Annotated in this window: 18 protein-coding genes; 3 read left to right on the top strand and 15 right to left on the bottom strand. The window is 70.7% G+C overall.

The genetic code is table 11. The features are described from left to right. Positions 1-40: 40 nt before the first annotated feature. Entirely contained in the window at positions 41-904 is an 864-nt protein-coding gene (locus OG289_RS36695) for an ABC transporter permease (RefSeq protein WP_327318329.1), read from the bottom strand. Continuing rightward, positions 894-1,709 carry an ABC transporter ATP-binding protein gene (locus tag OG289_RS36690; protein WP_327318328.1) on the bottom strand — a complete coding sequence of 272 codons (816 nt, stop codon included), beginning with the start codon at positions 1,707-1,709 and terminating at the stop codon, positions 894-896. The genes OG289_RS36695 and OG289_RS36690 overlap by 11 nt, the downstream gene beginning before the upstream one ends. A gap of 161 nt (positions 1,710-1,870) precedes the next feature. On the opposite strand from OG289_RS36690, the gene OG289_RS36685 reads away from it, so the two are divergent. Further along, on the top strand, positions 1,871-2,563 hold the full coding sequence (locus OG289_RS36685; protein ID WP_327318327.1) for a response regulator: 693 nt from the start codon (positions 1,871-1,873) through the stop codon (positions 2,561-2,563). A gap of 46 nt (positions 2,564-2,609) precedes the next feature. Here OG289_RS36685 and OG289_RS36680 read toward each other — a convergent pair whose 3' ends face one another. The 6 genes from OG289_RS36680 to OG289_RS36655 form a co-directional block, all read right to left on the bottom strand. After that, entirely contained in the window at positions 2,610-4,202 is a 1,593-nt protein-coding gene (locus OG289_RS36680) for a solute symporter family protein (RefSeq protein ID WP_327318326.1), read from the bottom strand. Beyond that, positions 4,199-4,777, bottom strand: a complete 579-nt coding sequence (locus OG289_RS36675) for a DUF485 domain-containing protein (RefSeq protein WP_327318325.1) — start codon at positions 4,775-4,777, stop codon at positions 4,199-4,201. Before OG289_RS36675 ends, OG289_RS36680 begins: the two co-directional genes overlap by 4 nt. 80 nt (positions 4,778-4,857) lie before the next feature. Next, positions 4,858-5,541 (bottom strand): response regulator transcription factor, encoded by a 684-nt coding sequence (locus OG289_RS36670; protein WP_327318324.1) that lies wholly within the window; start codon positions 5,539-5,541, stop codon positions 4,858-4,860. After that, positions 5,538-6,689 carry a sensor histidine kinase gene (locus OG289_RS36665; protein ID WP_327318323.1) on the bottom strand — a complete coding sequence of 384 codons (1,152 nt, stop codon included), beginning with the start codon at positions 6,687-6,689 and terminating at the stop codon, positions 5,538-5,540. Before OG289_RS36665 ends, OG289_RS36670 begins: the two co-directional genes overlap by 4 nt. Next, entirely contained in the window at positions 6,686-7,210 is a 525-nt protein-coding gene (locus tag OG289_RS36660) for a DUF1453 domain-containing protein (protein ID WP_327318322.1), read from the bottom strand. The genes OG289_RS36665 and OG289_RS36660 overlap by 4 nt, the downstream gene beginning before the upstream one ends. Positions 7,211-7,419: 209 nt before the next feature. Further along, positions 7,420-9,540 (bottom strand): DNA gyrase/topoisomerase IV subunit B, encoded by a 2,121-nt coding sequence (locus OG289_RS36655; RefSeq protein WP_327318321.1) that lies wholly within the window; start codon positions 9,538-9,540, stop codon positions 7,420-7,422. A gap of 445 nt (positions 9,541-9,985) precedes the next feature. Between OG289_RS36655 and OG289_RS36650 the strand changes: the two genes are divergently transcribed. Beyond that, complete coding sequence (locus tag OG289_RS36650; protein ID WP_079659053.1) at positions 9,986-10,216, top strand: DUF7455 domain-containing protein; 231 nt, start codon at positions 9,986-9,988, stop codon at positions 10,214-10,216. A gap of 126 nt (positions 10,217-10,342) precedes the next feature. On the opposite strand, the gene OG289_RS36645 is transcribed toward OG289_RS36650, so the two are convergent. The 7 genes from OG289_RS36645 to OG289_RS36615 all read right to left on the bottom strand — a co-directional run bounded on the left by OG289_RS36645 (position 10,343) and on the right by OG289_RS36615 (position 21,766). After that, on the bottom strand, positions 10,343-11,209 hold the full coding sequence (locus OG289_RS36645; protein ID WP_327318320.1) for a serine protease: 867 nt from the start codon (positions 11,207-11,209) through the stop codon (positions 10,343-10,345). Positions 11,210-11,340: 131 nt separating this feature from the next. Next, positions 11,341-12,882 carry an RNA polymerase sigma factor gene (locus tag OG289_RS36640; protein ID WP_327318319.1) on the bottom strand — a complete coding sequence of 514 codons (1,542 nt, stop codon included), beginning with the start codon at positions 12,880-12,882 and terminating at the stop codon, positions 11,341-11,343. Between the two features lie 429 nt (positions 12,883-13,311). After that, entirely contained in the window at positions 13,312-14,199 is an 888-nt protein-coding gene (locus tag OG289_RS36635; protein ID WP_327318318.1) for a FadR/GntR family transcriptional regulator, read from the bottom strand. A gap of 162 nt (positions 14,200-14,361) precedes the next feature. Further along, positions 14,362-16,479 carry an ATP-binding cassette domain-containing protein gene (locus tag OG289_RS36630; RefSeq protein WP_327318317.1) on the bottom strand — a complete coding sequence of 706 codons (2,118 nt, stop codon included), beginning with the start codon at positions 16,477-16,479 and terminating at the stop codon, positions 14,362-14,364. A gap of 117 nt (positions 16,480-16,596) precedes the next feature. Next, positions 16,597-17,355: an NUDIX hydrolase gene (locus OG289_RS36625; protein WP_327318316.1), complete on the bottom strand. Its 759-nt coding sequence runs from the start codon at positions 17,353-17,355 to the stop codon at positions 16,597-16,599. Between the two features lie 129 nt (positions 17,356-17,484). Further along, positions 17,485-19,404: a glycogen debranching N-terminal domain-containing protein gene (locus OG289_RS36620; protein ID WP_327318315.1), complete on the bottom strand. Its 1,920-nt coding sequence runs from the start codon at positions 19,402-19,404 to the stop codon at positions 17,485-17,487. 679 nt (positions 19,405-20,083) lie between these two features. After that, on the bottom strand, positions 20,084-21,766 hold the full coding sequence (locus OG289_RS36615) for a DUF4192 domain-containing protein (RefSeq protein WP_327318314.1): 1,683 nt from the start codon (positions 21,764-21,766) through the stop codon (positions 20,084-20,086). A 421-nt stretch (positions 21,767-22,187) separates the two neighbouring features. On the opposite strand from OG289_RS36615, the gene OG289_RS36610 reads away from it, so the two are divergent. Further along, complete coding sequence (locus OG289_RS36610; protein WP_327318313.1) at positions 22,188-24,353, top strand: RecQ family ATP-dependent DNA helicase; 2,166 nt, start codon at positions 22,188-22,190, stop codon at positions 24,351-24,353. Positions 24,354-24,581: the final 228 nt, after the last annotated feature.

Genomic DNA, 24,581 nt, shown 5'->3' with positions numbered 1-24,581 from the left:
TGGGAAAGCGATGCGGGGATGAGGATCGTTCAACGAAGGGTCAGCTGTCGGAACCCGACGGCTTCCACCGGAAGATGCGGCGCTCGGCGAAGGTCAGCAGCCCCTCGGCGACCAGCGCGACGGCGGCGAGGATGACCATCGCGGCGTACACGCCGGCCGCGTTGAACGTGCCCTGTGACTGCGCGACGAGCAGGCCGATGCCCTTGGTCGCGCCGATGTACTCGCCGACGATGGCGCCGATGAGGGCAAAGCCGAAGCTGACGTGGAGGCTGGTGAAGATCCAGGAGGTGGCGGACGGGATGACCACCTGAAGCGTCACCCTGCGGTCACTCGCGCCGAGGATGCGGGCGTTGGCGACAAGGTTGCGGTCGACCTCACGGGCGCCCTGGAAGGCGTTGAAGAAGACCGGGAAGAACACCAGGACGACGGCCGAGGCGACCTTGGAGGCGGGGCCGAGGCCGAACCAGATCACGAAGATCGGGGCCAGGACGATCCTGGGTATGGAGTTGAGCACCTTGATGTATGGACCAAGGATGTCGGCGAGAAAGGTGATCCGCCCGAGGGCGATCCCGCACACGACACCGGCGACCACACCGATGACCCAGCCCAGCAGCGCCTCGTAGAGCGTGTACCAGATCTGCTCGCCGAGGGAACCGAGCGCGGTCCCGTGGGTCACCCAGGTCCAGATCTGGTCCCAGATCTTCGTGGGCATGGAGAAGTTGAACGGGTCGATGGCCTTGGCCCGGGAAAGCGCCTCCCACAGGACGAGCACGGCCACCAGGAGCAGCACGCGGGACACTGTGACGACGGCCTTGCGTTTACGGGCAGCACGCGCGCGTGAGTGCGCGCGATCCGGTGTCTTGACCGTGTCGACGACCGGTGTGCTGAGCAGGTCAGGCGACATGGGCGGCACCTCTTTCGCGGGTGATGCGGACCTCTTCGCCGAGGGACTCCCAGATCTCGCGGTAGATCTCGATGAACCGCGGCTCCAGACGCACCGACTCGACCTTGCGCGGCCGCGGCAGGTCAATGTCAAAAACGTGCTTCACGGTGGCGGGGCCGGCGGTCATCACGACGACCTTGTCGGCCAGCGCGATGGACTCCTCCAGGTCGTGGGTGACGAAGACCACAGACGCGCCCGTGCCCTCCCACAGCTCGAGGAGTTCGTCCGACATCAGGGCCCTGGTCTGCACGTCGAGCGCCGAGAACGGCTCGTCCATGAGCAGAATCTCGGGGTCGTTGACGAAGGTCGCGGCAAGGGCGACGCGTTTGCGCTGACCACCGGAGAGCTGATGCGGGTAGCGGTCCTCGAAGGCGGCGAGTCCGACCCGGTCCAGCCACTCGCGCGCCTGCCGCTTCGCCTCCGCCTTGGGCACACCGCGGAAGCGGGGGCCGGCCATGACGTTGGACAGGACCGTGCGCCAGGGGAAGGTCGCGTCCTGCTGGAAGACGAAGCCGACCTTGTCGCCGACGCCACGCACGGGCTGCCCGGCGACCAGCACCTCGCCCTGGGTGGGCTCTTCCAGGCCGCTGACCAGGGTCAACGTGGTCGACTTGCCACAGCCGGTCGGCCCGACGACGGCCACGAACTCGCCGCGCCCGACGGTGAGGTCGAGTTCCCGCACGGCCGTGTGCGGGACACCCGACGGGGTCCTGAAGACCTTGCTCGCACCCCGCAGCTCGATGGCGGGGTTGGTGTGTGCGCTCATAGCCGGGGACGGTAGAGGTGACCCGGGAAGCAGCATCAGCCTTCTGAGCGCATACGGTTCTTTTGCTTGCAAGAGCCTGTTGTGCTCGTTTTGCGCGCGCTACAACAACGAAGCCGAAACATGGGCTTAACGCCCGCCTGGCCTGCACGGAGAGAGGCCCGATGATTGACGTCCTGGTCGTGGACGACGACTTCCGTGTCGCCGAGATCAACGCCAAGTACGTGGGAAAGGTTCCCGGCTTCCGGGTGGCCGCCCGCGCGCACAGTGCCGCCCAGGCACTGGCAGCCGTGCAGCACGGGTCCATCGACCTGGTCCTGCTCGACCACTACCTGCCCGACGGAACGGGCCTCGACCTCGTCCACCGCATGCGGGAACAGGGTCACGGCACCGACGTCATCATGATCACGGCTGCCGGTGACGTCACGACGGTGCAGACCGCGATGCGTCTGGGCGCCCTGCACTACCTGGTCAAACCGTTCACCTTCGCCGCGCTGCGCACGCGCCTCGACTCGTACGCGGCCCTGCGCCGTACGGTGGACCGGGTGGGCGGTCACGGCATCGCCGGCCAGGAACAGGTCGACCGGATCTTCGGCGCCTTGCGCACGGCACCGGTGCCGTCCTCGCCCGGCCTGCCGAGCGGCCACTCGGAACCGACCACGGACCTGATCTGCGCCGTCCTGCACCGCGCGAACCACCCCTTGTCGGCCCACGAGGTCGCCGCCGAGACCGGTCTGAGCCGCTCCACCGCCCAGCGCTACCTCCGCCACCTGGAACAAGCCGGCCGCCTGCGCCTCTCCCTCAAGTACGGCGACACGGGTCGCCCGGAACACCGGTACGCGTGGGTGGCACCGTAGCCGTGAGCCGGGCCCCGATGCGGTACGACGGTGGAGGAGCCGCCCGCTAGGCGGCGCCCGCCCCCGTCAGTGACCGCACCTCGGTCTCCGCGTGCTTGGCCTCGTCCGCGACCTCTGCCGAGGTGACCGTGCCGAGCCAGCCCGCCAGGAAGCCCAGCGGAATCGAGACCAGGCCGGGGTTCTGCAGGGGGAAGTACTGGAAGTCCACAGTCGGGAAGAGCGACTCGGGGCCGCCGGACACCACCGGCGACAGCACGACGAGCGCCAGGGCCGGAACCAGCCCGCCGTACACCGCCCACACGGCGCCCCGCGTGGTGAAGCCCCGCCAGAACAGCGAGTACAGCAAAACGGGCAGGTTCGCGGACGCGGCGACGGCGAAGGCGAGCCCCACCAGGAAGGCGACGTTGAGATCGCGGGCCAGCAGGCCGAGGGCGATCGCCACCACGCCGATGCCCACGGCAGCGACCCGCGCCACCGCGACCTCGCTGCGCGGCTCGGCGTGCCGGCGCCGCAAGGAGGCGTACAGGTCGTGCGCCACCGAAGCCGAGGAGGCGAGCGTGATCCCGGCGACGACGGCGAGGATCGTTGCGAAGGCGACGGCCGCAACGACCGCGAACAGGACCGTTCCACCCGTGGAGTCGGCGCCGCCGCCCAGGTCGAGGGCGAGGAGTGGAACAGCCGTGTTCCCGGATGCGTTCGAGCCGCGTACGGCCTCCGGGCCGACGATCGCCGCCGCACCGAAGCCCAGGACGATCGTCATCAGGTAGAACCCGCCGATGAGCCCGATCGACCAGACGGCGGAGCGCCGGGCAGCCTGTGCGGTCGGCACGGTGTAGAAGCGGGACAGGATGTGCGGCAGCCCCGCCGTACCCAGCACCAGTGCGAGCCCGAGGCTCATGAAGTCGAAGCGCGCGGTCCAGTCCCCGCCGTACTTCAGACCGGGTGCCAGGAACGCGGCACCGTGCCCGCTGCGCTCGGCCGCCGTGCTCAGCAGCTGGTCGAAGTCGCCGTGGAAGCGCACCAGGACGAGCACGGTGAGCACGATGGTGCCGCCCAGCAGCAGAACCGCCTTCACGATCTGAATCCACGTGGTGGCCCGCATCCCTCCCAACGACACATAGATCACCATGAGCGCACCGACCCCGATGACGGCCCAGGACCGGGCCGCCTCGCCGCTGTTCCCGAGGAGCAGCGCGACCAGGCTGCCCGCACCCACCATCTGAGCCACCAGGTAGAGAACGGACACGGTGACCGAGGAAGTTCCCGCCGCGATCCGCACCGGCCGCTCGCTCATGCGCGCGGCGACCACGTCGGCGAGCGTGAACCGCCCGCAGTTGCGCACCAGTTCGGCGACGAGGAACAGCACCACCAACCAGGCCACGAGGAAGCCCACCACGTACAGCAGACCGTCGTATCCGTACAGCGCGATGAGCCCGGTGGCGCCCAGGAAGGAGGCGGCCGACATGTAGTCGCCCGCAATGGCAACACCATTCTCCATCGGGGAGAACAGCCGCCCGCCGGCGTAGAACTCCTCCTGAGATCCCTGCCGGTTGCGGCTCACCCAGGTCGTGATCCCCAAGGTGACCGCGACGAAGGCGCTGAACAGCAGCAGCGCCGGCGTCTGATGGATGCCGGTCACAATGCACCGCCCCTTGCTCCACGCGTCAGTTCCTGGGTGTCCCAGCGCAGTTCGAGCGCGGCGCGGTCCCGGTGCAGTCGTGCGTGCCGGGCGTAGGCCCAGGTGAGCAGGAACGTGCTGAGGAACTGTCCGAGCCCCGCGAGCAACGCCACGTTCAGCGCACCCGCCACCGGCCGCGCCATGAACCCGGGCACGGTCGTCGCGGTCACGACGTACGCCACGTACCAGACGAAGAACCCGGCGACCGCGGGCACCACGAACCTCCGGTACCGGCTGCGCACCTCCTGGAAGGCCGCGCTGCGCTGCACCTCGAGGTAGACCTGGGCCGCTGCGACGGCTCCGGTCTCCCGCTTCCGACGTGCCCCCGGAACCTCGGTCATGGGTGTGCCCGTGGTGGCCGACTCGCCCCAACCCGAGGCGAGCGCGTCGTACCACGGGTCCTCGTAGCGCACTTCTGCCGGCGCTTCGACGAACGCCTGACCTTGCCCCTGGTGGTGTTCGCCCGCGTGGGGCGTGGGACCGCCGCCCTCGGGACCGTGCCCGTCGCCGCGGGCACGGCCGTTGCTTGACTGCATGCCCAAGGATGGACAGAACGGGAAGATCCACGCCTCTTCTTCCCTGCGCACTTCACCCCATCAGGTGACCGACGAGTCATTCACCCCGTGGGCGGCCGCACCAACCCCTTCCGATACGCATAACGCACCGCCTGGGCACGGCCCTTGATGCCGGCCTTGGTGAACATGTTGTTGATGTGGGTCTTCACCGTCGCGGTGGACACGCTCAGCCTGCGCGCGATCTCCTGGTTGCTCAGCCCCTCGGCGATCAGCACCAGCACCTCCGCCTCCCGGGTCGTCAGCCCGTCGGGCACGGCAGCGGGCTCCGCCGGCTCCGGTTCGGGCGCCGACAGGCGCTCCAGCAGCCGCCGCTGGACGCTCGGCGACAGCCCCGCGTCCCCGGACAGCACGCTGTGCACGGCCCGGACGATCTCGTCCCCGCCCGCGTCCTTGGTGAGGTATCCCCGTGCTCCCGCTTTCAGCGCCGGGAACAGGGACTCGTCGTCCGCGTAGGTCGTGAGCACCACGACCTGTGTTCCGGGGTGCTCCGACCGGATGCGCCGGGTGGCCTCCACTCCGTCGCAGCGCGGCATGCGCAGGTCCATCAGCACCACGTCGGGGGCGAGTTCGGCGGCGAGCCGCACCGCCTCGTCCCCGTCCGCGGCTGCGCCCACGACCTCGACCCCCGGCAACAGTCCGAGCAGCATCACGATGCCTTCCCGGACGACCGTCTGATCGTCCGCGACCACCACCCTGGCGGGCTTCTTCTCCGCCTCCTCCGTCATACCGGCACCTTCAGCGTCACCACGAAACCTTCCTCGTCCCGTCCGGCAGCGAGCGACCCGCCCAGCAGTTCTGCGCGCTCCCGCATCCCCAGCAGACCGTACCCGCCTCCCGCCTGCGCGAGTTCGCCCGGCGAACCCCCCGAGTCCCGCACGTCCAGGGTGACTTCACGCGGTCCGTACTCCAGCCGCACGCGCACCTTCGCGCCCGGTGCGTGCTTGCGGGCGTTCGTCAGGGCTTCCTGGGCCACCCTGCGCACTGCCTGCGACGCTTCGACCGGCAGCGGTCTGCGTTCACCCCCCACGGTGACCTCGGCGCCGTCCGACGTGTGGACGAGGTCGATCAGGAAGTCCTCCAGCGGCGTCAGTTCACCGCGCAACGCGGAGAGCGACTGCCTGGTCTCCTCCAGACCGTCGCGGGCCATCCCGCGTGCCGCCACCACGCGTTCGAGGATCTGCTCGCGGTCCGCACCCCGCTCGATCAGCAGCCGGGCCGCTTCCAGGTGTACGAGCTGCGCCGAGAGGCTGTGGGCCAGGACATCGTGGATCTCCCGGGCGATGCGGGCCCGCTCCGCGAGTGCGGCCGACTCGGCCCCGGCCGCACGCGCCGCTCGCTCCTGGACGAGCAGTCGCTGTGCGTTGCCTCTGGCTTCGGCGTCCAGACGCAATGCGTATCCGGCGAGGGCCATTCCTCCGATGGTGGCGGCCGACGTCAGCCCCGTGTCTTGGTTGACCGTGGCGAAGGCGGCGAAGCCGAGCGAGGCCATCGGTAGCGCGGCCGCCAGCGGCAGTCGCTCCAGTGCCGTGATGGCACACCCGCACCACAGGACCACGGCCGGAGTGCGGAAGTCGGCGGCCTCGGCTCCGGCCGCCAGCCCCAGCAGGATGAGGACGAGTGCCAGGGACGGCCACAGCCGGTGTTCGAGCGTGGTCCGGAACAGGACCCACGCCACCCCGCCTGCCACAAGCGCTCCGCCCCACCCGGCGACCGCGACCCACCCGTGGATGCGGCTGTCGTGGAGGGCGCTCCACAGCAGCGCGCCCAGCACCAGCAGCCTCACTGCCCAGGCCAGCAGCCGCCTGGGCCGCGAGACCTCCTTCGGGCTCAGCGCCTCCCGTGAGGGCCAGCGGGTCCAGACGTTCTCCGTCACACGCGCTCCTTCCACGCGGACCGGGGCAGGTGGTCACCGTACGCCGTGGCGTGCGCGGAGGCCTGGCCCAGAGACTGCGTGCGCCAGATCAGGATCCCGGAGCGGATCAGCAGGGTGGCGGCGAGCCCCAGCATCAGGGCCGAGCTGTGCTGGTGGACGCCCAGCAGTGCACCGATCGCGAAGAGGCCCGCCCGCAGTCCGATGCCGACAGCCCAGACGGCCGCGCTCGCTCTGGTGCTCTTGTTCCACACGGCGCCGTCCGGCTCCACCCAGATGCGGGTGGTCCAGGCCCAGGCGGCTCCCATGGCCAGGCCTACGGTCACTTCGGCGCCGAGCACCAGAGCCGAAGCGGTCTGGTGGCGGGTGTCGAGCAGGTCGGGCTCGCGCAGTGCTATGACGGCCAGGATCCCGGGCAGGAGCCACCATCGCCGGTCCGCGTCGATGCGGCTTGCGCGGAACTGCCGCACGATCACCAGCGCGGCCACGGCCACGATCACCAGTGCGTTGACGAGCCCGGACATCACAGCCTCCGTGAGCGGGATGGGGATGCCGACAGCGAGTGCTGCCGACGCCTTCGACGCTACGGAAACGCGCCGCTCCGCAGATCGGCGCCGGGGTGGATCGTGGGTGGATATGCGAAGGCCCGGGTTCTCCACCCGCGGGAGGAGAACCCGGGCCTGCTCGTCCGAACCGCGGAGCCGCGGAGCGTCGCCCGAGCCGAGCTCAGCGGTTACGCGTCGATGCGGGACCGGTCCAGCGTCGCCGCCGAACTGGAGATGAACTCCTTGCGCGGAGCCACGTCGTTGCCCATGAGCAGGTCGAACACCTGCTCCGCCGAATCCAGGTCGGAGAGGTTGATGCGCCGCAGCGTGCGGTGACGGGGGTCCATCGTCGTCTCGGCCAGCTGGTCTGCGTCCATCTCGCCGAGACCCTTGTAGCGCTGGATGGAGTCCTTGTACCGGACGCCCTTGCTCTGGAACTCCATGAGCTTGTCGCGCAGCTCGCGGTCCGAGTACGTGTACACGTACTTGTCCTGGCCCTTCTTGGGCTGGATGAGTTCGATGCGGTGCAGCGGCGGCACCGCGGCGAACACCCGGCCGGCCTCGACCATGGGCCGCATGTAGCGGTGGAACAGGGTCAGGAGCAGGGTCCGGATGTGGGAGCCGTCCACATCGGCGTCGGTCATCATGATGATCTTGCCGTAGCGGGCCGCGTCGATGTCGAAAGTACGCCCGGAGCCCGCTCCTATGACCTGGATGATCGCGCCGCACTCCGCGTTCTTGAGCATGTCGGTCACGGACGACTTCTGGACGTTGAGGATCTTGCCCCGGATCGGCAGCAGTGCCTGGAACTCGGAGTTCCGGGCGAGCTTCGCCGTACCGAGCGCGGAGTCTCCCTCGACGATGAACAGCTCACTGCGCTCGACGTCGTCGCTGCGGCAGTCGGCCAGCTTCGCGGGCAGGGACGAGGACTCCAGTGCCGTCTTGCGGCGCTGCGCGTCCTTGTGCTGGCGGGCCGCGATACGGGTCCGCGCGGCGGCGACCGCCTTCTCCATGACGACCCGCGCCTGAGCCGCGGCGTCGCGCTTGGTGGAGGTCAGGAACGCCTTGAGCTCCTTGGAGATCACGGTGTTCACGATGCGCCGGGCCGCCGAGGTACCGAGGACCTCCTTGGTCTGGCCCTCGAACTGGGGCTCGGCGAGGCGGACGGTGACGACCGCGGTCAGGCCCTCCAGGGCGTCGTCCTTGACGATGTCGTCCTCGGCGACGCGCAGCAGCTTCTTGGCGCGCAGCACCTCGTTCATCGTCTTGGCGATCGCCTGCTCGAAGCCGGCGACGTGGGTGCCGCCCTTGGGCGTGGCGATGATGTTGACGAACGACCGGAGCATCGTGTCGTAGCCCGTGCCCCAGCGCAGCGCCACGTCGACGCCGAGCTCTCGGGTGACCTCTGTCGGGGTCATCTGACCGTGCTCGTCCAGGACCGGGACCGTCTCCTTGAACGTGCCCTGCCCCGTGAAGCGGAGGACGTCGCAGACGGGCTTGTCGGTGGCCAGGTACTCGCAGAACTCGCTGATGCCGCCGTCGAAGCGGAAGGACTCCTCGCCCTTGCTGCCGCCCTCGCCGAGGCCGTACTCGTCCCGGACGACGATGGTCAGGCCGGGCACCAGGAACGCGGTCTGGCGGGCCCGCTGGTGGAGGGTCTCCAGGGAGAGCTTGGCGTCCTTGAGGAAGATCTGCCGGTCGGCCCAGTACCGCACGCGCGTGCCGGTGCGGTTCCTGGTGACTCTCTTCACCTTGCGCAGGCCGCCCGGCTCGAACTTGGCGTCGGGGCCGTCCGCGGCGAAGGCGCCCGGGACTCCTCGCCGGAAGCTGATCGCGTGCGTGTGGCCGCTTCGGTCCACCTCGACGTCGAGTCGGGCGGACAGGGCGTTGACCACGGATGCGCCGACGCCGTGCAGACCGCCGGAGGCGGCGTAGGAGCCACCGCCGAACTTGCCGCCGGCGTGCAGCTTGGTCATGACGACCTCGACGCCGGACAGGCCGGTCTTGGGCTCGACGTCGACAGGGATGCCACGGCCGTTGTCACGGACCTCGACCGAGGCGTCGTCGTGCAGGATCACCTCGATGTGGTCGCAATATCCGCCCAGGGCCTCGTCGACGGAGTTGTCGATGATTTCCCACAGGCAGTGCATCAGACCACGACTGTCGGTCGAGCCGATGTACATACCCGGGCGCTTCCGCACGGCCTCGAGGCCCTCGAGGACGAGCAGGTGCCGCGCGGTGTAGTTGGAACCGTCCCGGTCTGCTCCTGCCAGCAGCGCTGTGGACGGCACGGACGTTTCGGCGGTCACGCGGTTCGCTCCTCGCTGAATTTCAGTTGGGGCCCTTCTGGGTAAGGGCGCGGCTTGGGTTACCGCCAAGAGGGTACCGAGGCCTGGTAGAGCCGTTGTAACGCCACCCTCGTCTGAACTCAGACTAGTCCAGCGTCGCATGCATGTTCGATCCCTCGATGGAGTGAAGTACATATCACGTTCCCTTCGAGGCATGAACCATTTAGGCTCCGGGCACGTCCTCATGAACAAACCGGCAACCCAGCCGGGAGGATCGAACCATGACCGACAGCGCGAAACCGTAAGCACCACAGACCACGCAATACGGCACATTCGCCGCCAAACCGGCAGCAGACGGCCACCTCGGAAAGATTTTTTTCGAGGAGAAGCCACGAGCGGGAACGTTTTGGGGCTGGTTGGATGTTGACCCTGGTACGACAGCTCGTCGAGCTAGAGAAGAGGCGACGTGACTACTGTTCTGACCCCCGCGAGCCCGCTGACGGCCGCTGACCGCTGCGACCGCTGCGGCGCCCAGGCGTACGTGCGCGTCGTCCTGCTCAGCGGCGGAGAACTGCTCTTCTGCGCCCACCACGGCCGCAAGTTCGAGCCGGAACTCAAGAAGATCGCCGCCGAGATACAGGATGAGACGGAGCGGCTGACGACCGTTCCGGCGTCCGTCTCCGAAGAAGAGCGCTGATCCTGCGCGTCCACGACGAGCGAGAACCGGCACAGGCCGGTGTGCGGGCGGCCGCCCCTGCTCCCAGGGGCGGCCGCCCGCCGTTCTCGTGGCACAAAGCCCCGGCCTCGGCGCGGGGAGACCCGCTCAGGCGCGGTCGGGAGCCCCGTGGGGTCTCCGAGTCCCTGCGCCCCAGCCCAGCGTCTGTACGGCGTCGGACACCCGGGTGTAGACGCCCGGGCTCCCCGGCCGTCCGCAGCCACTGCCCCACGACACAAGCCCGATGAGCCGCCCCCTCGCGACGAGCGGCCCTCCGCTGTCCCCCTGGCAGGCGTCGCGGCCGCCTCGCACCTCTCCGGCGCAGACCATGCTCCGCGCGATGTACGTGCCGTCGGTCGAACCGGGATACGCCCGCTCACAGAGGGCGTCGGCCAGCACATGCATGCGAGCCGCCCGCAGGCTGTGGGCGTACGCGCCGAACCCCGTGATGTCGCCCCAGCCGTAGACGACGGCGTCCGTGCCGGACGCGTACGCCGGATCGCCGTCGGCCGCCATGGCGATGACCGACGCCGCCGGGAGTGGCTCGGCCAGGGTGAGCACGGCGAAATCCCCGGCGTTGCTGGAACTGTCGTAGCCCGGGTTCACCCAGACACTGCGCACGGCGACCTCCTGGCCCGTGTCCGCGTACAGGTCCGTACGGCCCGCGACGACCCTCAGGTCGGCCGCCTGCCCCGGCGGCGCTCCCAGGACGTCCTCGGCCATGCAGTGGGCCGCCGTGAGAACGGTCGACGGGCCGACCGCCACGCCTCCGCAGAACTGCCCCGAGCGCATACCTCCGAACCGGTCACGACTGGACAGCGCGACCGTCCACGGGCTCTGAGAGACATCGACCGGGAAGCCGCCCACGACGACGCCGTCGGAGGATGCCGGGGCGGCGGAGGCCAACGGTATGGCCATCGCCACGGCTGCCAGGATCAACGGCCGGGACAAAGCCCGGACAAGGGGACGAGGCATGCGCGCTCCTCACTCTGAAGTGATCGATGAAGACCCAGAGTGATTCAGGGTGTGACGCCCCGCACCCGCACGCATACGTGAAGGCCCGGCTCCCCGAGGGGAACCGGGCCTTCACGTCGTACGACTACGACCTAGTCGAGGTAGTCACGCAGCACCTGCGAACGGGACGGGTGACGCAGCTTCGACATGGTCTTGGACTCGATCTGACGGATGCGCTCGCGCGTCACGCCGTACACCTTGCCGATCTCGTCGAGGGTCTTCGGCTGACCGTCGGTGAGACCGAAGCGCATCGAGACGACGCCCGCCTCGCGCTCGGACAGGGTGTCGAGGACGGAGTGCAGCTGCTCCTGCAGGAGCGTGAAGCTGACCGCGTCGGCCGGGACGACGGCCTCGGAGTCCTCGATGAGGTCACCGAACTCGCTGTCACCGTCCTCGCCCAGCGGGGTGTGCAGGGAGATGGGCTCGCGGCCGTACTTCTGGACCTCGATGACCTTCTCCGGGGTCATGTCGAGTTCCTTGGCCAGCTCCTCCGGGGTGGGCTCGCGGCCCAGGTCCTGGAGCATCTGGCGCTGCACGCGCGCGAGCTTGTTGATGACCTCGACCATGTGCACCGGGATACGGATGGTGCGGGCCTGGTCGGCCATGGCGCGGGTGATCGCCTGACGGATCCACCAGGTGGCGTACGTGGAGAACTTGTAGCCCTTGGTGTAGTCGAACTTCTCGACCGCGCGGATCAGACCGAGGTTGCCCTCCTGGATGAGGTCCAGGAAGAGCATGCCGCGGCCGGTGTAGCGCTTGGCCAGGGAGACCACCAGACGGAGGTTGGCCTCCAGGAGGTGGTTCTTGGCACGCCGGCCGTCCTCCGCGATGATCTCCAGCTCGCGCTTGAGCTTCGGGGCGAGCTTGTCGGCGTTGGCCAGCTTGTCCTCGGCGAACAGACCGGCCTCGATGCGCTTGGCGAGCTCGACCTCCTGCTCGGCGTTGAGCAGGGGGACCTTGCCGATCTGCTTGAGGTAGTCCTTGACCGGGTCGGCGGTGGCGCCGGCCGCGGCGACCTGCTGGGCGGGCGCGTCGTCCTCGTCCTCGTCGGAGAGCACGAAGCCGGCACTCTCGGTGCCCTCGGGCTCGTCGCCGGTCTTGGGAGCGTCTTCGAGGACCTCTTCCTCGACCAGCTCGGCGTCGTCCTTCTTGGCAGTGGTCTTCTTGGCCGCCGTCTTCTTGGCGACGGTCTTCTTCGCGACCGCCTTCTTGGCGGTCGTCGTCTTCTTGGCAGCCGCCTTCTTGGCAGGGGCGGCTTCCTCTGCGGGGTCGTCCACAGCGGGTACGGCCGGGGCGGCCGTGGTGGTGGCGGTGGCCTTCCTGGTGGTCACCGTCTTCGCCGCGACCGTCTTGGTGGCGGTGCGCTTGGCCGGACTCTTCGCTGCGACGCTCTTTCGGGTGCGCTTGGGCTCCGCGGCACTGACCATCAGCGTCACACCCTCTTCCTCGAGGATCTGGTTGAGGCTGCGCAGTACGTTCTTCCACTGAGTGGCCGGAATCTGGTCAGCTTCGAAGGCCCGACGCACATCGTCGCCGGCGATCTGCCCCTCAGCCTTTCCCCGCTCAATGAGCGCCATGACAGAGACGGACTCGGCGATCTCCGGCGGGAGCGTACGGGATGTGCTGGCCGACACGAACAACCTCTCGGAACGTTGGAAAACGGCTTCCGGCCCCGTCCACGATGGACAGGAGCCGACCACCGGCCTGGGGGTGGGCCGACGGCGCGGGCGGGGGCCGGGAGGATGCACAGCGCCTTCAACGGCGTCCGTATTCCCTCCGCGGCTGTCACCTCTTAGGTCATCGCGTTGTTTCCACAAGCGTTACGCCCAATCTTCGTGGCCCGAGTCACACCCCGTAAGCAAACAAAAACGGTCAGACACGGGCAGAAGAGGTCACCCGTGGTGTCTACCCGGACCTCCGCAACCGAATCCCACCACATCGACCGTCGGACCCCACAGTTCCCGTGACGGGTTCTGCGGGGTCCGACGGAAATGCGGGTGAACCGGCCGAGGATGACGCGGGAGGGGGAAGGCATCCCCGAACCGTCCACCCGTGGGGTGGGGTCAGTGTTCGCGCGGCGCCGGCACGACGCGCTCCACCTCGGGATGAACGGTGAGCAGCTGCCGCATGGCCGTCTCGGCCGCGGTGCCGTCGGCCGCGGCGAGGGCGTCGACGATCCTGCCGTGGTGACCCAGTGACGCCTCGTTCGGCCGGTCACAGCCCGTGACCGGGCCGCCGGAGACCTGGAGGGCGGACGACACGATCCCGGAAAGGTGCTCCAGCATGCGGTTGCCCGCGACCTGGATGAGGAGCGAGTGGAACTCGGCGTCGGCCCGGGAGTAGGTGAGCGCGTCGCCCTGCCCCATGGCGTGCGCCATGATCTCGACCATGTCGGACAGTCGCTGCTGGATGTCGGCGCGCCCGTGCCCGGCGGCGAGGCGGGCGGCGAGCGGCTCGATCGTCCAGCGCAGCTCGCTGAGCTCGCGCCGCTGGTCGTCACGCTGGGGGCCGAAGGCCCGCCATTCGATGATGTCCGGGTCGAGGAGGTTCCAGTCGCTCACGGGACGCACGCGCGTGCCGACGTTCGGCCGAGCACTGACCAGGCCCTTGGCCTCGAGGACCCGCAGCGACTCGCGGACGACGGTGCGGGACACCTCGAACCGCTGACCGATCTCCTCGGGCACCAGCGGACGGTCGGCGCCCAGGTCACCAGAGACGATCATCTGGCCCAGCTGCTGGACGAGTTGGCCGTGCAGTCCGCGTCCGCGGCTGCCCGCGGAGCGGCGGCCGACGCGGCCCAGCTCGGGGTCCGCGGCCTCCCAGACGGGAGTTCCGACGCGGTCGGCGGCAGGGGCCTCGGCGTAGGGGTAGCGGTCGAGTTCGCCCGGGCCGGCCAGACCGGAGTCGGTGGAGCGGGCGGCGGTCATCATGGTGTGCGCAAGGGTACTCACGGATCCTTTGTCGGCGCTGCCTCCAACTCCCTTGAGGTCTTTGGTGAAAAGCACACGAAAGGGTGATCGCTCACCCCGTCGCAATTGACGCCTTATCGGAAAGAAATGGGCTTTCTCCGGGGAGTTGCGCACACGCCCGGACCTGATGGGCTCGGGCGGTCGTCATCGGACCCTGCTTCGCAGGGTCGTGAGCAGATACGCGCACAGCAGGGCCGTCAGGGAGAACGTCAGCGCCCCGCCGACGGGTTGCGCGATCACACGTGCCACGGCGAACAGATAGCGCTCTCCGCCGAAGGGCCACTGCACCAGAAGCGTCTCGCGCAACCTCATCGAGAGTCCGGCCGCCGTCCGCACGGACGCGCTCTCCACGGCCTTCTGTACGACCGGCACGACGACGACGGGTACGGCGACCACCGCGGCCAGCCCGGCAGTGGTGGACCGGAAGACGCCGGCGGCCAGCACCCCGGCCCAGGCGCAGCCGATCACGAGACCGAGCCAACTCGCGCTCAGCGGAAGCCACTCCGCGGGAACTTGCGCGAGCTCCCGTCCGTAGACGAGATAGAGCGCTTCGGCGTCGCAGCCCACCGTGAGGAAGGCCAGCGTCAGGGCGGTGAGAGCGGCGACAAGAAGCTTGGCGGTGAGTACACCCAGTCTCCGGGGCACGGTGCCACGGTCCGCCGCCAGGGCGGGGTGGCGGAACTCGTCTCCGAAGGCCAGCGCACCGAGCAGTCCCGCGCCGAGGGCAGCGGGCGGCAGCGGCAGTTGCACGGGCCACGCGGCCAGCAGCCGCGCCTGCGAGGTGTGGCCGACTCGGGCCAGGAGTACGGCGGTGAAGACGGAGATGAGCAGTACTGCGGCGCAGGTGAGGAATCCGGTGCTGATCCCGGTGGCACGGCGGAGTTCGTAGCGGAGGGGCCGCAGGGGGCTGGGGGCGGAGCGGACGGAGATGGGGGGTGGCAGGACGGGCAGGGTGTCGGAGGTACGGGAGGCGGAGGTGCGCAAGGGGCGGCGGGCTGAGGGCGCGGCGGGCTGCCCGGTGCCGGGGGGCCGCTCCTCCGCGGTGACGGCCTCGATCGCGGTCGCGCCCGGGGTGGCCGAGGCCGTGCCGTCGGCAGTCGTGGCGGCGGCGCCGGACCTGGAGTCGCCGCCGGGAGCCGGGACGGCGTCGCGAGACGACGCATCAGCGGGCGGGCACGGCGCGGGAGAGGTCGGCGGCTCGTCCTGAGGCACCCGCAGTGCTGCAGCGGCGTCGGCTTTCTGGATGCCGCTCGCCGCACGTGCGTCCCCGGAGGCCTCCGGGCGTTCCGCGCCCAGCGCAGGGGCTCCGACGGTGGCCTGCTTCCCGTCCGAGGGGGCCGGCACTGCTTCGGCGCGCGTCCGACGCGGGGCCTGCGCCCCCGCTCCCGGTCCCATGTCTCCTGTTTCGTCGGCGAGTTGGTGCACGAGGATGCCGTGCCGGAACGCCGTCTCGCCGACGTGGGCGCAGCTACTGCCGTACACCGAGAGCCGGTTGCCGTCCTCCTGCACGACTTCGACGGATCGGTGCGCGGCCCGGGCCTCCTTGGTGAGCAGGGCGGCCAGACGGACGGCGTGGGGGCTGCGGACGGCCACACGGGGGCGCAGCCGGGTGCGGGCGAAGTCGGCGGCCTCCTGATCGGCGACGAGTCTGCCCTGGTCCAGGGTGACGACCCGGTCGGCTGTACGGGCGGCCTCCTTGGGGTCGGCCGTGGTCACCAGGACCGTGCCGCCCTGGTCCGCGTGCGCGCGCAGCATGCCGTGCAGCCAACGGTTCTCGCGTCCGGAGAGCCCGTCGGCCGGATCGTCGAGGACGAGGGTGTGCGGGTCCCCGAGGAGGGCACAGGCCAGGCCGAGCCGCCGGTCCATGCCGCGGGAGAGGGTGCCGAGACGTTCGTCGCGCAGGCTGATCAGACCGACCACTTCCAGCACCTCGTCGGCCCGCCGGACCGGAACGCCGGCGGCCGCGCACAGCATGCGCAGATGGCCGCGAGCCGTGCGGGCCGGATGCCCGGGCACGTCGCCGAGGAGGACGCCGACTTCGCGGGAGGGGTGGGCGATGCGATGCAGGGGGCGGCCTCTGAAGTAGGCGAGGCCGCGGCCCTGTTGGAGTTCGAGCATGAGTCTCAGCGCCGTGGTCTTGCCCGCGCCCGGCGCTCCGAGCAGGACCGTGACGCGGCCCGCGCACGCCTCGAAGGAGACATCGTCGACGGCGGGCGGAAGCGCCTTGCGGGAGTTGCTGGTCAGTCCGAAGGCCTGGATCACCCGTAGCAAGATAGCGCGTTATGTCCGCTTTTCCCGGGTGCCGCACGGTCGGCTTCGCAGGCGTGCTCGACGTGTTCGGGTTCCTGTCCGTGCGTCAGCGGCCGCGACGGGCCGGTGTCAGACCTCGGGGCGCAACATCGGCGGGTTGAGCAACGTCGCGCCGCCCGCGCGAAAGAGCTGGGCGGGCCGGCCGCCCTGCCGGGTGGTGGTGCCGCCGGTGGGCACCAGGAAGCCGGGCGTGCCCGTCACCTTGCGGTGGAAGTTGCGCGGGTCGAGCGCCACGCCCCACACCGCCTCGTAGACCCGGCGCAGTTCGCCGACCGTGAACTCGGTGGGACAGAACGCGGTCGCCAGGGACGAGTACTCGATCTTGGAGCGGGCACGTTCCACCCCGTCCGCGAGGATCTGGGCGTGGTCGAAGGCCAGCGGCGCGACCGGTTCCCCGTCCCGGCCGTAACCGCCGTGCTGCAGCAGTTCCTCGACGGGCGCCCAGCGCGCGTTGCTGGCGTCGCCGCCTGCTCGCGGAGCCGGCAGGTCCGGAGCCAGCGCAAGGTGCGCGACGCTCACGACACGCATCCGGGGATCACGCTTGGGATCTCCGTACGTGGCGAGCTGTTCCAGGTGGGCGCCGTTGTCCTGAGCCGGGGCCGAAGGGTCGTGGGCACGCAGCCCGGTCTCCTCGGCCAGCTCGCGCGCCGCCGCCTGGGTGAGGTCCTCGTCGGCCCGCACGAAGCCGCCCGGAAGCGCCCACCGCCCCTGGAACGGCGCCTCGCCCCTGCGCACCGCCAGCGCGCACAGGGCATGGCGGCGCACGGTCAGCACGACCAGGTCCACGGTGACGGCGAAGGGCGGAAAGGCTGACGGGTCGTAGGGCATGCGGCGATCATAGTCGTCTTCCTGACGATAAACACTCCCTTCGTCAGCCGCCTCGATGGCTGATCCGCTTGGTTGCGCAGGGCTGTCAGCGTGCGCCCCGGCGTCTGTCCCGCTCTGTGTCGCGCGAGGTCACACTCCCAATTGGAGCCCGTCGGCCGCTTCCTCCACCATGGCGAGTCCGAGCCGACTGACCCGTACGGAGAAGGGGGCGCCGGCGACCCTCAGCCCGGTCAGGCCGATCTCGCCCAGAGGCGCGCTGTGGACAGGGCGCAGCGTGACGGTTCCGCCCGGGGCGTCGGGCCGGATGCCGGCCAGGGTGGTCAGCAGCAGGACCCCGGCCGCCGCCGCGGTGGCGGCGGGACGGCAGGCGGCCGGATGGGGAAGGGGAGCGCTCCCGGCCTCGCGCTGCTCCCCCGCGTACATCTCCGGGAGGCGCAGGCCGAAGGCCTCGGCCGCTGCCAGCACGCCTCGCAGCAGCGCGGCGGCCTCCTTCTCGTAGCCTGCGGCGGCCAGGCCCGCGACGGCGATCGCCGTTTCGTGGACCCGGACGGCTCCGCTTCGGTGACCGAAGGGGTTGTAGCCGGCTTCCTTGGCGCCGAGGCCCCGAAGTCCCCAGCCCGAGTCCATGACGGGGCTGCCGAGCAGTCGGGCGAGTTGTTCGGTCCGCACCTTGTCGAGCAGGCCGGGGGCATGGGCGCCGCCGCCCAGTAGGCCGGTGTCGAGGAGGTGGACGGTGGTCGCGCCGAGGTGGGACAGCGGCCGCCCGTCCGGGGTGCGGGCGGCCGCGGGTCGGCCACCTCCCCGGTCGTCGATCCAGAAGTCCCTCCGGAAAGCGGCACGCGTGGTCTGCGCCCACTCCCGCAGCCCGCCGCCGCCCGGTCTGGCGCAGGCGTCGAGCAGGTCGGCGCCGAGTAGTGCCGCTCGGTGGGCGTGGGCCTGTGTCTCGCAGCGGACGGGCCCGCCGGGCTGGGGGTCGCTCAGATAGGGCCCCTCACCGACCATGGTGCGCAGCCAGGTCAGGCAGCGCTCGGCCACCGGCAGCAGTTCCTCGGTCTCCTGGTCGGGCAGGCCCCATCGGCGGGCCTCCGCGAGGAGTACCGGGAAGAGCAGCGTGGCCTCCGTCCCCGTACACCCCGGCGGCAGGTGGGCGCCCACGTCGCGCCGGGGGCCGGGAATCATGCCGGACCGCGGCCCTCGGCCCGTGACCTGGGTACGGGCCAGGGTGCGGAGCGTGCCCGCGGCGAGGCGGGTGCCGAGGGGCAGCGTCATGCGGGCCGCGGCAAGCGCCTCGGCCGGGGCCAGACCGCAGCGCCACGGTGCGCCCGCCGCGAGGTGGATGTCCGCGGGGTGCGCGGGGTCCCGCACCAGCAGGGCCTGCAGATCCTCGACGCTCGTCGCCAGAAACGCCCGGACGCGTGGGTCGTCGCCCGTCGCGTGTGCCGGAGCCAATGGGCTCGCCGCGGCACGGCCCACGGCCCGGACCGGGCCCGCCCCGTCCAGGCGAACTCTCAGCTCCACGCAGACGCTGCCGCCGGGAGGCACGTAGAAATCCCAGCGCAGCAGCCCCGCGGAGGCGATCGCGTCGGCGGGCGGTGGGTCGGCGGTGACGCACGAGGTCCCGGTGGCGCAGGTCCAACGCAGACCGGCGTCATGGACGCCGGCGGGCAGTTCGGGGACTACGGCGCCGGACGCGATCGCCCCCAGGTCGGCCAGGTCGGCGCCGAGGGCCACCTCGACCGGGAGCCGCAGCTGCCGTGCGGCGGCACTGTGCAGGGCGATCCGCTCCGTGCCGTCCGCGGAGCGCGTCCACTCGACGACGACGTCCGGGTCCGGGCCGCCGTGCGGGGTGACGCGCAGGGTGGCGACGAAACGGGCCCGGTCGGCCGAGATCATCCTCGCCTGGACCACCAGCGGTTCGCGTCCCGCCACCCGCACCTGGCAACGGGAGAGGATGCGCCGTCCCGCCCGGTAGAACCCCTCCAATCCGCGCCCGGTCAGCTGTCCCTGTTCCGTCGAGATGGCGAGGCCCGGCAGGGCGACGCAGATCATGGCCGTATGGGCGGGGGGCAGGCCGCCGGCGCGAGGCTGGGCCGGCGGCCTGGGCGGTGGTGCGGCGCCTCTGGGCGTGGGGGACCAGGGTGGGGGCGGGCGACGGGCCGTACCGGCGGGCTGAGGCACGGGCATGCCACGGACACGCCGGTCTGCGGAAGCACCTGGACCTCCCTCGGGCCCGAGGACTGGCTGAGTGTGCCGACCGTCACCGGGAGATCCGGCCCCTGGAGGACCGGGCCTGTCCGAAAGCGGTTGGTCGGCGCCCGCGCCGTGGGTTGGCCCTGGGGTGTCGAGGCTGGAGCGTTCGTCGGCGGCGGAGGGCGTAGTCGGCTGATGCATGCGGTGACTTCTTCTGCTCTCTGTGCGCCTCGGACATGTTCGAGGCCGGGTTGAAGGCTCCGACAGGGCGGGTGCGCTGCGGCGGCACGACCGTGCAGGTGTTCCGCCACTCAGGTGAACGGGGCGGGACTCCCCCGGGTCACGCCCCTGGGACTCGGGCCCCACCGAATGGCGGCCGCAACGGCAGGCCCCGGACACGCCGGGCCGGCTCCGGGACCATGTCCGGCCGCACTCGCTCACGCACGCAGGACGTCCGCCCGGCGGCGGTCGTCACCGGGCGCCCACGCCGGGCACCATCCCCTTGGCCACGGCTGTCGTTCACCAGGACGCGAGGGCGTCATGCCTTCCCCGTGGTGTCGTCGCCGTCGGTCCGCACGCCTTCCGCACAGTCGCCATGACGTCGTGTGGAGGCCTTGCCCGAGGGACGGGAGCGTGATCCTGCGCGGCTTGGCACGGCGGGGCGCGTGGCGTGCGTCCTCGGGGTGCGAGGACGAGGGCCGTTCGTTCCCGCCGCTCGGTGTTCCGGTTCCTTCCCTGCTCCTGCTCCTGCTCCTGCTCCTGTCCCAGCCTGCGTGTGGTCGACGCCTGTAGCGGTGGAACGGGAGCGACGACGCCTGCGGGCGGTCGTGAGTGCGGACGTCGACGCAGGTCCTGACGCACAGGGGGCTGGGCCGTGCGGGCCCGAGTCCGCTACGTCCTTCGCCCCACCGGCACGGTCCACGTCCTTGGCTTCGCCGGGACGGTCCACGTCCTTGGCTGCACCGTGGAGTCCTGCGGGGGCCTTCGTCCCGCCCATGTCCCCCGTACCCCCCGTACTCTCGGGACCCTCGGAGCTCTCGGCCGGCGCCCCCCTGCCCGGACTCTGCGCCGCTGTGTGCCGCCCGCGCCCCCCGCGCTCGGAACGCAGGCAACGTCGTACCGACTCGGGGTCGAGGCCTTCATTGCAGGCCTGGTGCAGGAGACGGGCGAACAGATATCCCGGGTCCGCGCCCAGGGCCATGGCAAGGGCCTCCCTCGCCTCGAGTTCGTCGCCGCTGGACCAGGCGACCCAGCCTGCGAGGGTGAGAGGCGCCGCCGCGTGTTCGCCGTAGGGTCCCACGCAGCGGCGGGCCAGCGCCCTCCACAGGCGCAGGGCGGGAGCGGCCTCGTCGCCCTCCATCCACTCCGCCGCCCGGTCGCGCGTCACCCGGTCCTGAAGGCCGAGGATCAGGGCTGCGGCTTCGTCGAATCCGAGCAGCTCGTCGTCTCGGTGGTCCGCAATGAGCACACCCGACACGACGGGCGCCTCGGCGAAGCGGCGCATGACCCGTCCGGCGAGTTCGAGCGTCTCCCCGGCCACCGTCGCCCGACTCGCCTCGTCGAGGATCCTCGGGATGAGCGCCATTCCGGCGGTGTCCAGGGCGACTTCCTGCTCCACTGCGGCGCCGGTCTCGAGAGGCAGCAGTCGGGCCCGCAGTTCGCGCAGGGTCCCCCGGACCTGGATCCCGGCGTAGGTCGCGGCCGCGGCCAGAACGGAGGTGCCGGGCAGCCCCATCGGGACGCCCTCGACCGGGCAGCAACCCTTGCCTCCGCAGCAGTACGACCAGAAACGCCCGTCGGAGATACAGAGCGCCTCGATCACCGGGACGTCGAGGTGACCGCATTCGAGGCGGAGTTGGTGGGCCAGCGACTGCAGCCGTTCCATGACATCCCGGCCCGTCTCGCCCTTCGCCGGTTCCTGGCAGAGGTAGGCGACCATCTGCGCCGGACGGTTGCCGCGGCGTTCGCTGCCCGTCACGAGCCCTTGGGCCAACTGGTGGGCGACGGCTCCCCAGTCGTCCGGGTTCGCGGGAATGCCGAGCCGGGCCCGGCCGCCGAACCGGCCCCGTCCGCCCAGGTCGTGCAGGGCAACCAGGACGATGCTGTCCTCCGGCCGGTATCCGAGCAGGTAGGGCAGCGCATCGGCCAGTTCGGCCGGGGTGCGCAGGGTGACCTGGTGGGCGGCGGGGCTTGCGCCGTACTCGGCGTTTCCGTCGTACATCGTGTGACTGACGTACGCCGTGTGTCCGCTGGTCGTCGCCTGTCCCTCGTACGACGCACCTTCATTCCTTCCGTCCTGCGCATCCCATCCGTCCCATCCATCCCATCCGTCGCGCCCGTCATGCCCGTCGTATCCACCACGCCTGTCAGGTCCGTCAGATCCGCCGTGTCCGTCGCGTCCGCTGCGTCCGCTGCGTCCGCTGCGTCCGGCGATGTCACTGTTTTCGGAGGGTCCAGGGGTTTCGCTGTGATTCGTCATGCCCAGACGATCTCGCGGATCTTGAGGTTCCGCTTGACCTGTGGATAAGTCCGATCAGGGACACGCCATACAGGCAGGTCGCCGGGCCCGCGGGGCCGCCGAGCACCCTGCTCCCACCCCGGCCGTGACCGGATTGTCAGCGCCGTCCTGTTGTATGGGGGACATGGAGCACACGAGCAACACGGATCTCCGGGCCGACGCCGACACCGTCCTCGCCCGCCTCGTCGGCGACGCTTCGGGCGCGGCCCGGCTGCGCGAGGACCAGTGGCGGGCGATCGAGGCGCTCGTCGCCGACCGGCGCCGGGCTCTGGTGGTCCAGCGGACGGGATGGGGCAAGTCCGCGGTCTACTTCGTGGCGACCTCTCTGCTCCGAGCCCGCGGCTCCGGCCCGACGGTGATCGTCTCCCCGCTGCTCGCCCTGATGCGCAACCAGGTCGAGGCCGCGGCCCGGGCCGGTATCCACGCACGAACCATCAACTCCTCGAACAGCGAGGAGTGGGACACCGTGCAGGGCGAGATCGCGGCCGGCGAGGTCGACGTCCTGCTGGTCAGCCCTGAGCGGCTCAACAACCCGGACTTCCGGGACCAGGTACTGCCCGAACTGGCCGCCGCGACCGGGCTGCTCGTGGTCGACGAGGCCCACTGCATCTCCGACTGGGGCCACGACTTCCGGCCGGACTACCGTCGGCTGCGGACCATGCTCACCGATCTCCCGCCCGGCGTACCGGTGCTCGCCACGACCGCGACCGCCAACGCGCGCGTGACCGCCGACGTCGCCGAACAGCTCGGCACCGGCGGCGCTTCGGACGCCTTGGTGCTGCGTGGCCCGCTGGACCGCGAGAGTCTCAGTCTGAACGTGCTGCGGTTGCCCGACGCCGCGCACCGGATGGCCTGGCTCGCCGACCATCTCGACGCACTGCCCGGCTCCGGGATCGTCTACACGCTCACCGTGGCCGCAGCAGAGGAGGTCACCGCCTTCCTGCGGCAGCGCGGGCACGTCGTCGCCTCGTACACGGGTCGCACGGAGAACGCCGACCGGCAGCAGGCCGAGGAAGACCTGCTGGCCAACAAGGTCAAGGCGCTGGTCGCCACGTCCGCGCTCGGGATGGGCTTCGACAAGCCCGACCTCGGTTTCGTCGTGCACCTCGGCTCGCCTTCCTCCCCCATCGCGTACTACCAGCAGGTTGGCCGCGCCGGACGCGGCGTCGAGCACGCGGAGGTGCTCCTGCTGCCCGGGAAGGAGGACGAGGCGATCTGGGAGTACTTCGCGTCGCTCGCGTTCCCGTCGGAGGAGCTGGTGCGCCGCACACTGGACGTTCTCTCGCGCGCGCAGCGGCCCGTGTCGCTGCCCGCGCTGGAGCCCCTGGTGGAGCTGCGCCGCTCCCGGCTGGAGAGCATGCTCAAGGTCCTCGACGTGGACGGGGCGGTCAAGCGGGTCAAGGGCGGCTGGCTCTCGACCGGGCAGCCGTGGACGTACGAGACCGAGCGGTACGAGTGGGTCGCGCGGCAGCGCAAGGCCGAACAGGAGGCGATGCGGCAGTACGCGTCGACGACGGACTGCCGGATGGAGTTCCTCCAGCGCCAGCTCGACGACGACGGTGCCAAGCCCTGCGGACGCTGCGACAACTGCGCGGAGGCGCGCTATGTCGCCGACACGTCCACGGCCTCGCTGGACGCCGCGCGGGTGGATCTGGGCCGCGCGGGCGTCGAGGTGGAGCCCCGCCGGATGTGGCCGACCGGCCTGCCGGCGATCGGCATGGAGCTCAAGGGGCGTATTCCGGCGGGTGAACAGGCGGCGGCCGGGCGGGCCTTGGGACGCCTCTCGGACATCGGCTGGGGCAATCGGCTGCGCCCGATGCTCACCGCGCAGGCTCCCGACGGGCAGGTTCCGGACGATGTGGCGAAGGCCGTGGTGGGAGTGCTGGCCGACTGGGCGAAGGGACCAGGCGGTTGGGCCTGTGGAGGGACCGACGCCCCGCCGCGCCCGGTCGGCGTGGTCACCGTCGCCTCACGCACACGACCGCGGCTGATCCACTCACTGGGCACACGCATCGCGGAGGTCGGCCGACTGCCTCTCCTGGGCTCGGTGGAGTACACCGCCGACGCTGCGGCGATCTCCCGGAGCAACAGCGCCCAACGCCTCAAAGCACTCCACGGTCTGCTGGAGGTACCGCCCGCGCTCGCTGCCGCACTGGCCGAGGCACAGGGCCCCGTTCTGCTCGTGGACGACTACACCGAGACCGGTTGGACCCTCGCGGTCGCGGCCCGGATGCTCCGCCGCGCGGGCGCGCAGGGGGTGTTGCCTCTGGTCCTGGCCGTGCAGGGCTGACCACGGAAGCGCCTGAGCGGCGGCGCGCGGCCGAATCTCCTGCCTCAGAGTCACTGACAGGGCGTGAACTGTGGGCTCACGCGTCCTCCCACGAATCACTGGGTAGGGATATAAGACACTCACCGTCATATAACGGTCGGTGGCCCCAATTGCTCGTTGCCGCATCCAAGTTCGACAGGAAGAATTGAGTTCCGCTCCCCGCACGGCTCGTCCGTAGTCCGGTAGGGC

The organism is Streptomyces sp. NBC_01235 (assembly GCF_035989285.1).
In the GTDB taxonomy this organism is placed as follows: Bacteria; Actinomycetota; Actinomycetes; order Streptomycetales; family Streptomycetaceae; genus Streptomyces.
This window is presented reverse-complemented; position numbering and strand designations above follow the sequence as displayed.

Coding starts and splice junctions, on each gene's coding strand:
- OG289_RS36670 (WP_327318324.1), bottom strand. CDS start 5,541: ATGACGGAGGAGGCGGAGAAGAAGCCCGCCAGGGTGGTGGTCGCGGAC.
- OG289_RS36620 (WP_327318315.1), bottom strand. CDS start 19,404: ATGATCTGCGTCGCCCTGCCGGGCCTCGCCATCTCGACGGAACAGGGA.
- OG289_RS36660 (WP_327318322.1), bottom strand. CDS start 7,210: ATGTCCGGGCTCGTCAACGCACTGGTGATCGTGGCCGTGGCCGCGCTG.
- OG289_RS36690 (WP_327318328.1), bottom strand. CDS start 1,709: ATGAGCGCACACACCAACCCCGCCATCGAGCTGCGGGGTGCGAGCAAG.
- OG289_RS36685 (WP_327318327.1), top strand. CDS start 1,871: ATGATTGACGTCCTGGTCGTGGACGACGACTTCCGTGTCGCCGAGATC.
- OG289_RS36645 (WP_327318320.1), bottom strand. CDS start 11,209: ATGCCTCGTCCCCTTGTCCGGGCTTTGTCCCGGCCGTTGATCCTGGCA.
- OG289_RS36675 (WP_327318325.1), bottom strand. CDS start 4,777: ATGCAGTCAAGCAACGGCCGTGCCCGCGGCGACGGGCACGGTCCCGAG.
- OG289_RS36610 (WP_327318313.1), top strand. CDS start 22,188: ATGGAGCACACGAGCAACACGGATCTCCGGGCCGACGCCGACACCGTC.
- OG289_RS36615 (WP_327318314.1), bottom strand. CDS start 21,766: ATGTACGACGGAAACGCCGAGTACGGCGCAAGCCCCGCCGCCCACCAG.
- OG289_RS36695 (WP_327318329.1), bottom strand. CDS start 904: ATGTCGCCTGACCTGCTCAGCACACCGGTCGTCGACACGGTCAAGACA.
- OG289_RS36625 (WP_327318316.1), bottom strand. CDS start 17,355: ATGCCCTACGACCCGTCAGCCTTTCCGCCCTTCGCCGTCACCGTGGAC.